The sequence below is a fragment of the Helicobacter mesocricetorum genome (assembly GCF_900198605.1).
Classification (GTDB): Bacteria; Campylobacterota; Campylobacteria; order Campylobacterales; family Helicobacteraceae; genus Helicobacter_D; species Helicobacter_D mesocricetorum.
Genome location: NZ_FZPJ01000004.1, coordinates 26,262 through 41,120 on the forward strand (window position 1 = coordinate 26,262; position 14,859 = coordinate 41,120).

Here is a 14,859-nt window from a genome sequence, read left to right on the forward strand (position 1 = left end):
AAACATAAGAGCAATCTGGTTAATCAACATACCTTAAGAAAATGGGATAAACCTATGAGAAGATTATGGTTATTTGCGTAAATTTTAGAGGGTTTTAGTTTGGAAATTACTTTGTGAATATTCTCGTTTAATATTCCACAATCTAAGATTAAGAAATGGTGGTATTATTTATGGTATTGGAGGTGGATTTGTGGGGGAAGTGAGTGTAGATTAAGTCTGTAATGCAAGATTTAAGTTGTGGTTTTGCGCTTGACAATTCAAAAATCTTTGGCTAATGTTTTGGCATTTTAAAGAAAGGAATCCTTATGCAATGGACTAAATTTGATACGCGTTGGATGCTCTCGCTCTTTGGCACAGCCGTAGGAGCTGGAATTTTATTTTTGCCTATTCGGGCTGGAACCGGTGGCTTTTGGCCTGTGGTTGTTATGACTTTGCTCATTTTTCCTATGGTGTGGTTATCCCATAGGGCATTAAGTCGTTTTGTCAATGAATCCCAAAGCACAGAACACGATATTACCCACGTTGCTGAAGAATATTGGGGTAGGGGGGTGAGCTTTTTTATTACGATTTTATATTTCTTTGCTATTTATCCCATTTGTCTAGCTTATGGGGTTGGGATTACCAATACCTTTGGAAGCTTTTTTGTCAATCAAATGCAATTAACAAGCTTTTATGATGCGGAAACTTTAAGCCTTTATCCAAGTGTTAGAGTGATTTTAGCTTTTGTGTTGGTGAGCTTGATGATGAGTGTTATGACCTTAAAAGAAGAGTGGATAACCAAAGCTTGTAATGCCCTTGTTTATCCTCTTTGTATGGTGTTATTTGGTTTTTCATTATATTTAATCCCTTATTGGAAGCTAGAGATTATCCAGAATGCACCAAGCATTAAGGAGTTTGTTGAGGTTGTATGGCTTACTTTGCCCGTGCTTGTTTTTGCCTTTAATCACTCCCCTGCTATTTCTACCTTTACCCTAAGTGTCCGCCGTGAATATGGTGATAATTCCGAAAACAAAGCTAATCAGATTCTTCTTAGAACTTCTTTAATGTTGCTAGTTTTTGTAATGTTTTTTGTTTTTTCTTGTATTTTATGCTTAGAGCCTAATGATTTTCAAGCAGCAAGAGTAGCAAATATTCCTATTCTTTCTTATTTTGCTAATAAATTTGAAACGCCAATTATCGCTTATGGAGCGCCATTAGTTGCTTTCTTGGCTATTGTTTCTTCCTTTTTTGGGCATTATTTTGGTGCTTATGAGGGACTAAATGGAATTGTGCGAAAAGGGCTTAAAATATCTGGATTTCAAGATGTTTCTGTGAGGAATATTAAGATTTTTAGCACACTTTTTATGTATATAACTATTATCGTTGTAAGCTTTATCAATCCAAGTATCTTAGGATTTATTGAGGATTTAGGAGGACCTATTATTGCAATGATTTTATTTATTATGCCAATTATTGCGATTTGGAGTGTTAGCAAACTCAAAAAATACAAGAATCCTCTTTTAGATCTTTTTATTTTTATTACAGGATTTTTAACAATTACTAGTATAGTGTATAAGCTGTTTTAAAGTATTTAAAATAAACTTAAATTAAGTTAATAATTAGATAAGTTTGTTATAATCGCAACTTCAAAAGTAAATCTAAATAAAGGGTAAATAATGAATATTACCAAAATGGCGAAAGCCAATGAAATCAAACGCGAGTGGATCGTTCTTGATGCGGAGGGTAAAATATTTGGTCGGTTAGTTGCAGAAGTTGCAACACTTTTAAGAGGCAAACATAAGCCTTGTTATACCCCAAATGTAGATTGTGGAGATTTTGTTGTTATTATTAATGCTCCTAAGGTTAAGTTTAGTGGGGTTAAACTTGAAGATAAAGAATATTTCACGCATTCAGGTTATTTTGGAAGCACCAAATCCAAAACCCTTAAAGAAATGCTAGAAAAGCATCCAGAAAAGCTTTATAAATTAGCAGTTAGGGGAATGCTTCCTAAAACAAAATTAGGTAGAGCAATGATTAAGAAGTTAAAAGTATATTGTGATGGCAATCATCCTCATAGCGCACAAGTATCAAAGTAAGGACAAATAATGGCAAAAATTTATGCAACAGGAAAGAGAAAAACAGCAATTGCTAAAGTATGGCTAACTTCAGGGAGTGGAAAATTAAGTATTAACGAAACTAATCTTAATGATTGGCTTGGAGGACACGAAGCTATTAAAATGAAAGTTATGCAACCTTTGTTTTTGACAAAGCAAGAAAAGAGCGTTGATATTGTCGCTGTAACAATGGGGAGTGGATATTCTGCACAAGCAGAAGCTTTAAGGCACGGAATCGCTAAGGCACTTGTAGCCTATGATACAAATTTTAGAGCAATCCTTAAGCCAAAGGGTTTATTAACAAGAGATTCAAGGGTTGTAGAGCGTAAAAAATACGGAAAAAGAAAGGCAAGAAGAAGCCCACAATTCTCAAAACGATAATCAATCCAAGCCTTTTGCTTGGGTTTTACAAAACTTTTATTCCTCAATAAAATCTTATTTACTAGTAGGAATTTCACAACAATTCGGGTTTATTTTTGTATTAGGGTTTTTAGTAGTAAGCTACGATTCTAAGATTTATATTGTAATGCTTTTGCAGGGGTTTTATGAAGCTAGGTAATTAAAAGAACTTAAAGATACTAAACAAACACAAAGTCAATTAATTAAACTTTTATGCAATGAGATTACAAAAGAGCAAGAGATTTGTATCATTGGGATGGCATAAACTTGATGGAATATTTGATGAAAGACAAATTTAAAGCAACTATAAACAAGCCAAGATAGAAGCTTTTTAGCAATAAAATTTATGCGTTTTATAGAGTTAGAGGGCGAGACTTTGAAGATGTTGGTGGGCTATAAAGCTTTTTTAGATTTGATAGATAGGAATTTAATTCCTCTAATAAGTTTTTAAAACTTATTTTAAAGGATCTTTGTGGCGTGTTTATTCTTAGTCTTTCACTCTAAATTAAAGTTAAATTATAAACTTGTTTTATCAAAACTTAAACTGACGCTTACAATTTTTAGGCTTGGGTTGGCTAACTTGGGATTATTTAGAATCCAAAGTGGATTCTAATAAAAAACGACATTAGCAAGAATTGCTGGATAACGTTTTAGCTTTTTAAAGAGTATTTTTCTTAAAGAGTTGCGAATTTCATTTTCCATAGCCTTCTGGCTATTATAAAGTTCTTTTTTGCAATTTTTTACAAAAAGCTCAAAGAATTCCTCAATCTCTTTATTAAAACTCATCGTATCTCTATTGGCAATGATTCCCATAGAGTAGATACGAGGTTTTTGGACGAGGGAGTTTTTTGTTTTATCGATTTGTGCAATGACTACAAGGATACCATTTTCTGCAAGATTTTGTCGCTCTAAGACGACATCATTAGCAACTATCGCACTAATTTGGTTATCAATATAAGTTTTTCCTGTTTTTACGCTACGAACTTTGCGTAAGTAATTATGTGCAATTTCGATTTGGTCTCCATCTTCCATAAGATAAATATTTTTTTCATTAACACCGCAGGAAATAGCGGTTTCTTTATGCTTTAGGATATGGTTATATTCTCCATGGACGGGTAGGAAAAACTTAGGTTTTACAAGTCTAAGCATAAGTTTTTGTTCTTCTTGTGCGGCGTGTCCGCTAGTATGAATCTCCCCAAAATCTTGATAATAAACCTTTGCTCCTGCTTTGTTAAGGAAGTTTAAGACATTAGAAATGGAGCCTTCATTGCCCGGAATGGCTTTGGCGGAAAGAATGATAATATCTGTGGGCTTGATTTTAATATGTCGGTGTTCATCCGTTGCCATACGATAGAGCGCACTCATTGTTTCTCCTTGGCTACCTGTGGTGATGATTAGCACTTCTTCATCGGGATATTTTGCTACTTCGTGGGCTTCTATAAAAATATTCTGTGGAATTTCAATATAGCCTAATGTTCTAGCAATTTCTAGATTTTTTTCCATAGATCGACCTATCACAGAGACTTTTCTTCCATATTTGATTCCGTGTTGAATGGCTTGATAAACACGATGGATATTAGAGCTAAAAGTGCTCATAATCACCCGTCCTTTTGCTCGTGAAAAGAGTAAATCAAAAGCTGGTCCTACACTTGCTTCACTAGGAGTATAACCTGCTTTATGAGAGTTTGTTGAGTCGCTAAGTAGCAATAATACACCTTGTTCTCCATAATAAGCAATCCGATTTAAATCTGTGGGATAGCCATCAATGGGCGTATGATCAATCTTGAAATCTCCTGTATGAAAGACAATCCCTGCCTCTGTTTTAATAGCTAATGCACTAGAATCCACAATAGAATGTGTAATATGAATCCACTCAATTTCAAATTCTCCTATTCTGATGGGTTTGCGTTTTTCAATGGGTCTAAAAAAGGAGCGGAATCGTTTTAAGCCGTGTTCGTCAAATTTTGAACCAATAAGCCCTAAGGGTAAAGAAGTCCCATAGATGGGAAATTGGTATTTTTTAAACAAATAAGGCATTGCGCCAATATGATCTTCGTGGGCGTGAGTAATGATAATGCCAACAATTTTATCTTTAATGGCTTCTAAATAGCTAAAATCTGGCACTAAAATATCTACGCCGTGTATATTATCATCAGGAAAACTCATTCCAGCGTCAATAATTATGGCTGAATTTTGTGTCTCAAGCACCGTCATATTCGCACCAATCTCCCCTAACCCGCCAAGTGGAGTGATTCTTACTTTTCCATTAGGATTAAATTGCACTTGTGAGTGTGTGGATAAAGAGCTTTGGTGAATCTTGGCATTAATTTCAACATTTTTTTTCAAATCCAGATTAGATTGTTGAATATCTTTATTGTTATAGCTTTTATTGTATTGCTTAGGTTTATCATTACTAAGACTTTGCCCTTCCCCTTTTTTGTTGTATCGTCCTCTTTGGTTTTGAGGATTATCACTTTTTTTCTCTTTTGGGCGAGGTTTGAAATATCTTTTATTCTGTTCTTTGTAATCTTTTGAAGCATTATTTTCTTTTTGTGTTTCTGGTTTATTTTCTTCCATAGTTCTGCCTTTATAGGAATTTCAAAAGTTGGTGATAAAAGAAGGTATCAATCTCGTGAGGTCTTTTGTTGGTGTTAATATCAAGCTTTTGCAAACATTCTAAAATCTTTGTCTTGTCATAGCTTTTTGCAAGATTATTAAAAAGCGTTTTGCGTGGCATATTAAAGGCTATTTTTAATAACTTCTCTAATTTTTCCAAAAAGTCATTTTCTTCATATTTTGTTTTTGTAAATAAAAATACAGAAGAAATAACTTTAGGAGGTGGATTAAAACATTGTGGAGGGACATCAAAAAGTAATTTGCTCTCTCCTATGCTCTTAATCAAAACAGATAATGCACTAAAATCGCTTTCGCCAACATTTGCGCAAAACTTTAGTGCAACCTCCTTTTGCGTCATTACTAAAAAGCCCTGACACATAGAATCTTTTATTGCCTTTATTATAAGGGGTGTGGCAATATAATAGGGAAGATTAGATATGAGAAAATAAGGTTTCTCTCTTAAATTCTCTTTCTTCCATATTTGTAATATATCACCCACTTCTAATCGCAAAGCCCCCATATTTAATGCTTGCTTGAAATGTTCCTTTAAATAAGGAACTAATTCCTTATCGACCTCATAAGTAGTGATACTTCCTAAGCTTAAAAGCTTATTTGTTAGATCACCTAAGCCAGTCCCAATTTCGATAATTTCGATAGTGCTTTTTAGTTTGGGAATGGATTGGATTATCTGCGTTAAAACACTTTCATCTTGCAAGAAATTCTGTCCGAAATGTTTTTTTGCAAGAATTTTATTCATTTTGTAAAAAACCTTGAAATTAATCCAGCATTGTAGCACTTTTTTATTAATTTAACATTTTTTCACAAATCCGCTTTGTAAAATACAGATTTTTGCACTCCTCCCAAAGTCATCCAATAATTCTATAATAAGGGTATTGGTTGGAAGACTTACAGGATTATTAGCAATCTTGCAGCGCAAAAAACCTAGTTCATCAAAAAGGATTCTTCCTCCTTCATATTCGCCACACCCTCCTTTTATTTTGATATGGCTTATTTTGTAACGTTTTTGTAGAGATAAATCCCCTTCTCTTAAGCCATTGGCAAATTTGGTATTATTATAGGTATAAACGCTTAAATACTTGCCATCAAAGGGGTTTCTAGCTATTTCAGAAGAATCCATAGGTCTATTATCAAAATTTTTTGTTTTAGAGATTCTAGCACTATCGCTAAAGATAGAATAAGCCCAACCGATATTTTTAAGATTAGTAAATTGCAATCTCCAAAAGCTTTTCTCAAAATGTTTTCTCTCTTCTTGACAAAAATCACTTTGACAAAAGGGGGCTTGAGTAATGGTTTTTGTAGTATGTAGCGCAAGATATCTTGTGAAATGCAAATGGTTAATTACTTGTTCTTGCGCTTCTTGTAAATGGGATTTTGGATAAGAGATAAGGGCTATGGAGCTAAAAATACCAATTAGGGATAAAACCAATAAAAGCTCAAAAAGACTAAAGCCCTTTAAGTTGTGTTTCATAGTTAGTTATGGAGGTAAATTGCGCTATGTAAAAGCATTAAAGATTTGCTAAAAAATAATCCAAAAGTGAAAGATAGCAAGACAATAAAGGTTATGATAAAGGGGATTTTATAGCGCATTCTAAATTGTGGTAATCGCACTCTAAGCCCACAGAAATAAAGCCTTGTCATTAGGGGTAAGCCAACTATCAATAAAGGGGCAAAAGCTTGTATCTCTACTTTTTGGCGCAAAGAAAGTAGCCAAATAAAGCATAAAGCTGTGATAGCGATATACCAAATAAGCGGTTTGTTTGATGTATTTATAAAGCGATAAAGTGCATAGAGAAAATAAAGAAAAACCAAAGGAGAAAAGAGGAAGAGTAAGTATGCGCTAGTATCTATAAAATATCCTCTAGGGTATCCCCCTATGTTTAAACCAAAAAGATACATATTTAGAGCGAAAAATGCAAGAGAAGAGAATATTAAAAAAGTATCTTTTTTAGAGATTCCATAAAAGATAAGTGCTAAAAAAACTAGTGAGAAACTTTTATCAAGTATTGCCATTATGGCAAGTAACCAGTAGGGAATCTTTTGATTTCTTTGTTGGAGTAAGCATAAAAGCAAGGGAAAAAAGATAATAATTTGCCCCTTTAAAAGCAACATTATATCGATATTAACACCGGGTAATAGCAAAAACAAAAGTGTGCAAAAAAGTGCATCGCTAGGACGCTTTAAGAAGTCTTTAGAGAAGAGAAATAGCAAAAGGGCATTGGAGAAATGAAAGCATAAAAAAATACCCCTAAGGTTAGATGAATCGCAAAAAAACTCCCAATCTTTTAAACATTCACTTAAGCCTCTATGCCCAAAAGTTTCTATTTTGTAGCCTTCAATGTTTAGGATACTGCTAAGAGAAAATATTAATAAAGTATCTAAGAAGAGTAAAGCCCCTAAGTAAAGATAAACCTTATTTTCTTTCAAGCTTAACCTTTAAGATTCTGTGAATTTATAACCATTAAGTAATAAAGCTTTTCTGATTTGTTCTTGGTGTTCTGCCCCTTTTGTTTCTAGCCTTACAGAAATATTAGCATCCCCATAGACTAAAGAAGCAGAGATTCTGTCAAAATCTACTTTTACGATATTGGCTTGGAGGTTAGAGAGCAGATTGCTTAAACGTTCTAAGCTTCCGGGTTTATCAATAAGTGTAACACTAAAACTCATTTTGCGGTGAGAGCGCACTAAGCCTTTTTCTATAATAACCCCAAGCATATTGACATCAATATTTCCACCACTTAAGACAAGCCCAATAAATTCCTTATCTTTGATGGTGAATTTATGGTGTAAGAGTGCGGCAACTACACTTGCACCAGCCCCCTCTACAACGAGTTTTTGATTTTCTAAAAGGTATAAAATCGCATTGGCAATTTCTTCATCATCAACCATTACAATTTCATCAACAACCTCTAAGATATGATGAAAATTCTTTGCATTCACATCACGCACTGCTATCCCATCGGCAATAGTTCGGACTTCTTTTGTGCTTTGAATGCTTTTTTGGTAAAAGGAGTGATACATCCCTGGAGCTCCTTTGGCGACAACTCCTATGATTCTTGTATTAGGGAGCATTTGTTTATATACAGAGGCTATGCCAGTAATTAATCCACCACCGCCAATAGGCACAACAATAGTAGTGAGGTTGTTTTGATCTTCTATCATTTCTAAAGCGATGGTGCCTTGTCCTGCTATGACTTCATCATCGCTAAAAGGGTGGATGAAATGCAGTTTATTTTCTTTGGCGAATTCAAGTGCATAGGCATAAGCTTCGTCATAATTATTGCCATATAAGATAGCCTCTGCTCCTAATTCCTTGACCCCCATAACTTTTAATAAGGGTGTAGCCTCTGGCATCACAATCACCGCCTTTATGCCATAATGTTTTGCGCTATATGCTACGCCTTGTGCGTGATTACCGGCACTTGCTGCGATAACTCCTTTGGCTCTTTGGGATTGATTTAAAGTGGATATTTTATTAAAAGCACCCCTTAGTTTGAAAGAACCTGTGTTTTGGAGATTTTCTTGTTTAACATAAACTTGAGATTGGCTAATGTGGCTAAGTTTAGGGGCAAAAGCAAGTTTTGTGTGTTGGCAGATGCCTTTTAAACGTTTTTTGGCATCAATAAACTTAGCAAGAGCAATCATAAAATAGCCTTTGGTGTTCAAGTTTGATGCAGGAATTTTCAATATAAAGTAGGTTATTTTGCTCTAAAATGTTTTTTGCCTCTTGGCTTTGTAGTCCTAATTGAATCCATACGCATTTAGGTTTATTAGGAAGTTCTATAATTTCTTCAGCAATGCCTTTTAATGCTTCACTCTTTCTAAAAATATTGAGTATTTCTATTTCTCCATTTTTTTGAATGGATTCTTCGCTAAAAGCCTCTTGTAAAGAATGATAGGCTTTTTTGCCTAAAATCTCCCCTCCTTTTGGATAAATAGGGATAATGTTAAAGCCCTTTTGGAGAAGGTATTGCGCCACTTGATGGCTTGTTTTTGTAGGATCTGGAGAAAGTCCTAAAATTGCTATATTTTTTGGTGTGTTTAGAAGTGTTTTTTTAAGAGTATCTAGCATAAGATTGTCCTTGTGGTTTATTGGGGCTTATAGAATCTAAAAAATATTGTAACAAAAATTTTTATAATATTCTGTTTAGACAATAAAAATTCAAGAAAGAATGGCTAAATAGGTTATAATTGGGATTATTTTAGGTTTTTTAAGGAAATAAAATGGCATTAAGCACAGAAGAGTTAGAAAGATACAATCGCAATCTTTTATTAGAGGGTGTCGGGGAAGAGGGGCAGGAGAAATTAAAGAGAGCTAAGGTTTTTGTAGTTGGTGCTGGTGGGCTTGGGTCTCCGGTGTTGTATTATCTAGCCGCTGCTGGTGTGGGTGAGATTGGGATATGTGATGGAGATATTTTAGATTTAAGTAATCTCCAAAGACAGATTTTGCACAATACTCAAGATTTGCAAAAAAATAAGGCACAATCTGCTAAAGAAAAATTAGCAATTTTAAATCCAAATCTTAAAATCAATACCTACAAAGAACGACTAAACGCTAATAATATTTTGGGGATTCTTAAAGATTATGATTTAGTGGTTGAAGCTACGGATGCTTTTGCTTCGAAGTTTTTAGTAAATGATGCTTGCATTTTAGCAAATAAAATCTTAGTAAGGGGGAGTGCTTTGCACTTTTGCGGACAGGCTATGAGTATTAAGCCTAAAGAGAGTGCTTGTTATGCTTGTCTTTTTGATAGTCCTCCAAAGGGAGTTGTTTTAACAGGTGCTGAAGTAGGAATCTTAGGTTCAGTAGCAGGGCTTTTTGGTTGTATTGAGGCTAATGAAGTCATCAAGATACTTACAGGAGTTGGGAAACCGCTTTTTAATCAATTGTTGAGTTGTGATATTAGAGATATGGAGTTTAGAAAAATTAATATAAAACGAAACCCTCATTGTAGGGTGTGTGGAGAGAGTGGCTTAAATACCCTTGATTCTAAGCTCTATGCCTAGAACTATCGGAGTGTTTCTATATAATATCCAATATCCTCCATATCTTTTTTAGTATAACGTTGGGCGATTTGGTTTTTAATAAAGCGTGATTGTCCTTGAAAAGTTTGATTTTGGTAGCTTTTAAGCTCATCGGCAATATCTGCCGCTTTCCAAGTGTTAATAGAGGGTTTGCCTACAATAGAGACTTCCGCATTTTTTCCGTGGCAGGTTGCACAATCCCTTTGAAAAAGTTTCTCCCCATTTTCTAAATTTGCCCTTTTATTGCTAGAATCAACTTTGCCTGTGCCAATTAAACTTTCTAAAAAGCTTTTTTCTTGTGTGGTTAAATCTGCATCTTCACGAATAATTTGAATATCTTTTGAGTCTAGATTTTTAGAATATTTTTTTAAGATTGCTTTAATTTCTTCCCCAAATTCCCCCTTGAGTTCAAAACAAATACAATCTTCAGCATTTAAAAAGCTAAGACATAAAACAGCCAATAAAAAGAATTTCTTCATAATGCGCTCCAACTTTTAAGGTTTTAAATCATTTTTACAATTCTGCCAAAAAAATATTTAATTTTTTATTTCTATTCATAATTAAAAGCTACTTTAGGTAGGATGTTTTATAATTCTAGTCGCCTGAGTGAAACGCAATTTTATTTTGAGTCCAACACATTGAGTAGTGCTGGTCGTATAGATTTCTTTGTGTGATGGTGTTTTCGTTATTAGTCTCTTAAGTTGAGATGAGAATCTGCCACCTAATAAGAAACTTATGATTGGAATTTTTGCCATTTACGGGCTTACATTAGTAGAACGTTCACTTGGGTTTTTAATTTTTAAAGTTTTTAAATCTGAAGATTTTAAAGATTAAAAATAAAGGTAAATTATGGAGATTGTGATTGTCGGAAGTGGCGGTAGAGAATACGCCATTGGTTTAGCATTGCAAAATGAATGCAGGATTGAGGGAATCTATTTTTATCCCGGAAATGGAGCAACGGAAAAATTAGGAAAAAACATTGACTTTAAAAATCACAAAGATTTTGTAGAGTTTGCCGTAAGGGAAAAAATAGGGCTTGTTATAATAGGTCCTGAAGCTCCTTTGGTAGAAGGTTTGGCTGATATACTAAGGGAAAATGATATTTTAGTCTTTGGTCCCAGTTCAAAAGCTGCTAGGCTAGAGGGTTCTAAGGTTTATATGAAGGAATTTGCAAGGCGATATGATATACCAACAGCGACGTTTGTGCAAACCCAAGATTATGCAGAAGCTTGTCGTTTTATTGAAACTTTGAATCTCCCTATTGTTGTTAAAGCTGATGGTTTATGTGCTGGTAAGGGTGTAGTTATCGCCCAAAGCTATGAAGAAGCAAAAAATACTGCCAAAGAAATGTTAAGTGGTAAATCCTTTGGGGATTCGGGTAAAAAAATAGTGATTGAAGAATATTTAGAGGGTTTTGAATTATCTGTTTTTGCAATGTGTGATGGTAAGGATTTTATACTTCTGCCCGCTGCACAAGATCATAAACGACTATTAGATAGTGATAAAGGTCCTAATACTGGAGGAATGGGGGCTTATGCTCCCTCTTCTTTGGCAACCCCTGCTCTCCTTGAAGAAATCAAAGAAACCATTATTGATCCCACTTTAACAGGTATGGAAAGAGAGGGGAATCCTTTTAGCGGTGTCCTCTTTTGTGGCATTATGGTGGTTAAAGGCAGACCCTATTTGCTTGAGTTTAATGTTCGCTTTGGAGATCCAGAATGCGAGGTGCTAATGCCTTTATTTAAAAGAGGTCTTTTGGATTGTCTTATGGGCTGTGCTAAGGGTGATTTGAAAAATGTTGATTATGAATTAGAAGAAAACGTTTGTGTTGGCGTGGTGGTTGCTTCAAAAGAATATCCTTATAAAAACTCTAAAAAAGAAAAGATTACCTTTTTAGATGCTACTCCTGTGGAAAATGCTTCCATTGTTTTTGCTGGAGTGCAAAAAGATGGAAAACATCTTTTAGCAAGTGGTGGAAGAGTTCTTGTGTGTGTAGGCAAGGGTAGGAATGTTAAAGAGGCGACTAAAAATGCCTATGGAATAGTTAAAACTATAAAGTTTGAGGGGATGCAGTTCCGTAAAGACATTGCTTATCAAGTCTTGGAGGAGGAATAATGAATGTAGAAAAGATTGAAGAAATACTTGCAAGAGAAGAGCTACAAATTGCTCCTTTATGGAAACGATTTGTAGCTTTTGTGATTGATGAATTACTAATAAGTATGATAATACTTGGAATCGCTTGGGAGGAAATCTCACAAAATTCTCAAGATATAGAAATCGCCTTAGAGATTGTATCAGATTATACATTCTCAATGTTTATAATTGCTATTGTTTATCATTGGCTTTTTGTCAAATTTTATGGGGCTACAATAGGCAAAATGGTTGTTAAAATTAAAGTGGTTGAAGTTGCTCTTTTGGATAATCCTAGCCTTATGCAATCTTTTTTACGTTCTTTAGTAAGATTCTTAAGTATGGTTTTGTTTTATATCCCTTTTCTCTTTATACTAAATAGCCGAGTTTATCAAGCCTTGCACGATAGAATCGTAAATACCATTGTTATAGAGCTTAAATAATATGTTTTTGAAAAAAAGTGCTTGTTCCATTGCCCTTACAGCCATTCTAATAGCCCCTAGTATTATGAGTGCCAAACCTTCTATTAAGCATTTTAATAAAAACCAAGAAGTAGTTTTTGAATTTTTAGCAGATGATGTGGAGTATGATAAAGCGCAAATTATAGGAAAAGGCAATGTTACTATCATTAATTTAGATTATTTTGTAACCGCTAATAGAGCTATTTATGATACCCAAACAGGAGAGATAACCCTTATAGACAATGTCAATGCCTACAAAGGGAATTCGCTTTATTTGAAGGCACAAAAGGTAAAGATTAAAGTCCAAGAGGATTATTCCTTTTTGGAGCCTTTTTATCTACAAGAGTTGCAAAGTGGTTTGTGGGTGAATTCTAAAACCGCAGAGTTTGATGGCAGTGTTTATCAACTAGAAGATACCACGGTTTCAGCTTGTAGGGTGCATAATCCTATTTGGAAGATTCAAGCAGCACAGGCGGAATATGACGTTAATAAAGAGTGGTTAAAAGTTTGGCATCCTCGTTTGTGCGTGTATGATACGCCTATTTTATATTTTCCTTATTTATCCTTTTCTGCTGGTTATAAGAGAAAAAGTGGTTTGCTCTACCCAATAATTGGGAACTCTCGCGATGATGGTTTTATTTACTCACAACCTATATTTATCGCACCAAATAATTGGTGGGATATGACTTTTTCGCCACAAATTAGGACAAGAAGAGGTGCGGGATTTTATAATGAATTTAGGGTAATTGATGATAAAAATCAGATTTTTTGGTTAAATTTTGGAGTTTTTAGAAATACCAATAGCTATCAAGATACTTATAATTTAGAAAATCAAGAGCATTATGGAATACAGCTTGAATATTCGCGTAAAGATTTATTGACAAAATCGCATAATTATTTTCGCGAAGATGGTTTATATACAGATATTTCTCAAATTTCTGATATTGATTATTTTAAAACCCAAGCAGAACAAGCAAGAGAGCGAGCAGATTTGCAAGGTAGTTTGCTAACCTCGCGTTTAAATTATTTTTTAAAAAGCGATAATGATTATGTGGGGTTTTATGGTAGATATTACTCCGATTTAGAAAAAACAAGTAATGCAGAAACTTTGCAAACCTTGCCTGAGATTCAATACCACCGACAAATTGATAGTATTTTAGTGGATAATTTTTATTATTCTTTTGATTATGGGGTGAAGAATTATACAAGACCTATTGGTTATCGTGCGATTCAACAAGAAGCAAAATTGCCTTTTATTTATACACAAAGCTTATTAGATGATTATGCTAATGTCTCTATATCTCCTGTATTTTATGGGACAATGATAGATTATAACAATGCATCGGGTTTGAATTTAGAAAATGGAAGATATTTTAGCCAACATTATGTCTTTAATGCAGATACAGATTTGGTAAAAAAATATAATAATTTTGGGCATACCTTAAACTTGGGTATGCAATATACCTTTCCTGGAGTAGATAATAAAAAAGGAAGTTTTACAGATTTTTTTGAATTACCGGGGGATAGGCAGGAGTTTTTATTAAGCGGTTCTCAATATTTTTATGACTTAGATAATGTTTTATTGCTGTCTCATAAAATCAATCAAGCTTTTTATTTTGAGGATAGTAATCGCACAGGAGAACTTCACAATGAAATCCAGTATTTTTACAATCACCATTGGAGATTCTTAAGCAGTATCTTTTATTCCCATTCAAGGAATAGAATATCAGAAGCTACCCATCAAGCCGAATATAAAGAGGATTTTTTGGTGGCGACATTTAGCCATTTTATTCGTGAGAAATTTGCTAGAAACGATCTTGTAAAAGGGAGATTTGGCGAGGCAAATTATATCAATGCGGGATTTAAAAGAGATTTTGAAGATTTTGTTTTATACGCAAATGTTGGTTATGATTATAAAGAAAAATATTTCAAGACTTGGCAGGTTGGCATTGATACAGAGATTCGTTGTTTTGCCTTTGGGATTAAGTATGTAAGCACAATCCATCCTGTGCTAACTACTAGAGGGGCTGAGGCAAGAGATGATAGGTATGTTCTCTTAACCGTCAAATTTATACCACTTTTAAGCAGTGATATAAAGCTTAGTCGTTAAGAGAGGG

The 14,859-nt window shown here is 34.2% G+C and carries 14 protein-coding genes; 7 read left to right on the plus strand and 7 right to left on the minus strand.

Annotation, left to right across the window (positions count from 1 at the left end; all coding sequences use genetic code 11):
- The first annotated feature begins 305 nt into the window (after positions 1–305).
- From C6H18_RS00835 to rpsI, 3 genes are all read left to right on the plus strand, one after another.
- Positions 306–1,565 carry an aromatic amino acid transport family protein gene (locus C6H18_RS00835; protein WP_104721233.1) on the plus strand — a complete coding sequence of 420 codons (1,260 nt, stop codon included), beginning with the start codon at positions 306–308 and terminating at the stop codon, positions 1,563–1,565.
- A gap of 90 nt (positions 1,566–1,655) precedes the next feature.
- Positions 1,656–2,075, plus strand: coding sequence for a 50S ribosomal protein L13 (gene rplM / locus C6H18_RS00840; RefSeq protein WP_104721234.1), 420 nt, complete (start codon positions 1,656–1,658; stop codon positions 2,073–2,075).
- Positions 2,076–2,084: 9 nt separating this feature from the next.
- A complete protein-coding gene (gene rpsI / locus C6H18_RS00845) occupies positions 2,085–2,474 on the plus strand; it encodes a 30S ribosomal protein S9 (protein ID WP_104721235.1) in 390 nt (129 codons plus the stop codon).
- A gap of 627 nt (positions 2,475–3,101) precedes the next feature.
- Here the strand turns inward: rpsI and C6H18_RS00850 are convergent.
- The 6 genes from C6H18_RS00850 to C6H18_RS00875 are packed head-to-tail and all read right to left on the minus strand — an operon-like array spanning position 3,102 to position 9,198.
- Positions 3,102–5,069, minus strand: a complete 1,968-nt coding sequence (locus tag C6H18_RS00850) for a ribonuclease J (RefSeq protein ID WP_104721236.1) — start codon at positions 5,067–5,069, stop codon at positions 3,102–3,104.
- 10 nt (positions 5,070–5,079) lie between these two features.
- Positions 5,080–5,865: a 16S rRNA (adenine(1518)-N(6)/adenine(1519)-N(6))-dimethyltransferase RsmA gene (gene rsmA / locus C6H18_RS00855; RefSeq protein WP_104721237.1), complete on the minus strand. Its 786-nt coding sequence runs from the start codon at positions 5,863–5,865 to the stop codon at positions 5,080–5,082.
- Between the two features lie 51 nt (positions 5,866–5,916).
- Positions 5,917–6,597, minus strand: coding sequence for a prepilin-type N-terminal cleavage/methylation domain-containing protein (locus C6H18_RS00860; protein WP_104721238.1), 681 nt, complete (start codon positions 6,595–6,597; stop codon positions 5,917–5,919).
- Positions 6,598–6,599: 2 nt separating this feature from the next.
- Positions 6,600–7,553, minus strand: coding sequence for a hypothetical protein (locus C6H18_RS00865; RefSeq protein WP_104721239.1), 954 nt, complete (start codon positions 7,551–7,553; stop codon positions 6,600–6,602).
- A gap of 9 nt (positions 7,554–7,562) precedes the next feature.
- Complete coding sequence (gene ilvA / locus C6H18_RS00870; RefSeq protein WP_104721240.1) at positions 7,563–8,771, minus strand: threonine ammonia-lyase; 1,209 nt, start codon at positions 8,769–8,771, stop codon at positions 7,563–7,565.
- Positions 8,755–9,198, minus strand: coding sequence for a CoA-binding protein (locus C6H18_RS00875; RefSeq protein WP_104721241.1), 444 nt, complete (start codon positions 9,196–9,198; stop codon positions 8,755–8,757). The genes ilvA and C6H18_RS00875 overlap by 17 nt, the downstream gene beginning before the upstream one ends.
- Positions 9,199–9,350: 152 nt before the next feature.
- On the opposite strand from C6H18_RS00875, the gene C6H18_RS00880 reads away from it, so the two are divergent.
- Positions 9,351–10,133: a HesA/MoeB/ThiF family protein gene (locus C6H18_RS00880; RefSeq protein WP_104721242.1), complete on the plus strand. Its 783-nt coding sequence runs from the start codon at positions 9,351–9,353 to the stop codon at positions 10,131–10,133.
- Positions 10,134–10,135: 2 nt separating this feature from the next.
- Here the strand turns inward: C6H18_RS00880 and C6H18_RS00885 are convergent, their stop codons facing one another.
- Complete coding sequence (locus C6H18_RS00885; protein WP_199770097.1) at positions 10,136–10,630, minus strand: c-type cytochrome; 495 nt, start codon at positions 10,628–10,630, stop codon at positions 10,136–10,138.
- Positions 10,631–11,000: 370 nt separating this feature from the next.
- Between C6H18_RS00885 and purD the strand changes: the two genes are divergently transcribed.
- The 3 genes from purD to C6H18_RS00900 are packed head-to-tail and all read left to right on the plus strand — an operon-like array spanning position 11,001 to position 14,852.
- On the plus strand, positions 11,001–12,266 hold the full coding sequence (gene purD / locus C6H18_RS00890) for a phosphoribosylamine--glycine ligase (protein ID WP_104721243.1): 1,266 nt from the start codon (positions 11,001–11,003) through the stop codon (positions 12,264–12,266).
- Positions 12,266–12,724, plus strand: coding sequence for an RDD family protein (locus C6H18_RS00895; protein ID WP_104721244.1), 459 nt, complete (start codon positions 12,266–12,268; stop codon positions 12,722–12,724). Before purD ends, C6H18_RS00895 begins: the two co-directional genes overlap by 1 nt.
- 1 nt (position 12,725) lies before the next feature.
- Entirely contained in the window at positions 12,726–14,852 is a 2,127-nt protein-coding gene (locus tag C6H18_RS00900; RefSeq protein ID WP_104721245.1) for an LPS-assembly protein LptD, read from the plus strand.
- The last annotated feature ends 7 nt before the right edge of the window (positions 14,853–14,859 follow it).